Below are 556 nucleotides of genomic sequence, written 5' to 3'. Positions count from 1 at the left end.
ATTATCGGCGTCGCGGCGAAATACCTGCATCCCGAGATCAACAGCCTGTATGCCCTCCCGGTCTTTCTGCAGGACATGAACCCGTGGCTGGCAGGTCTGGTGACAACGTCACTTGTGGCATCGATTTTCGTCAGCGTAAGTACCGTAGCCCTGGCCATTGCCTCGCTGGTGGTGAAGGATTTTTACGTACCATGGCGCAACCCAACGCCGGACCAGGAATTCAGAGCCACACGCTGGGCGTCGCTAATTATCGGCTTCCTGCCGCTGATCTTTGTGCTGCTGGTACCGGAGGTGCTGAAACTCTCCTTCTTTACCCGCGCCATTCGCCTCTCCATTACCGTGGTGGCGGTCATCGCCTTCTATGCCCCCTTCTTCAGAAGCACTCGGGGCGCGAATGCCGGCCTGATCGGCGCCTGTGTGGTGACGTCCGTCTGGTATTTACTCGGCGACCCGTTCGGCATCAATAACATGTATGTCGCCCTGGCGACCCCGGCCATCATCATGGTGATTGACCGCCTGATCCCAAATAAATCACAACCATCCCCCGCCCCAGTTG

1 protein-coding gene is annotated in these 556 nt (G+C 57.7%); it reads left to right on the top strand.

The annotated features are described in order from the left end of the window. Positions 1 to 556: sodium:solute symporter family transporter (locus tag MKP05_RS21530; protein WP_240570169.1), on the top strand; the 556-nt coding region annotated here is incomplete at both ends.

The organism is Halomonas flagellata (assembly GCF_022487945.1).
GTDB lineage: Bacteria > Pseudomonadota > Gammaproteobacteria > Pseudomonadales > Halomonadaceae > Halomonas > Halomonas flagellata.
The sequence above is the reverse complement of the archived record's forward strand: the minus strand, read 5'-3'. Positions and strand labels throughout refer to the sequence as shown.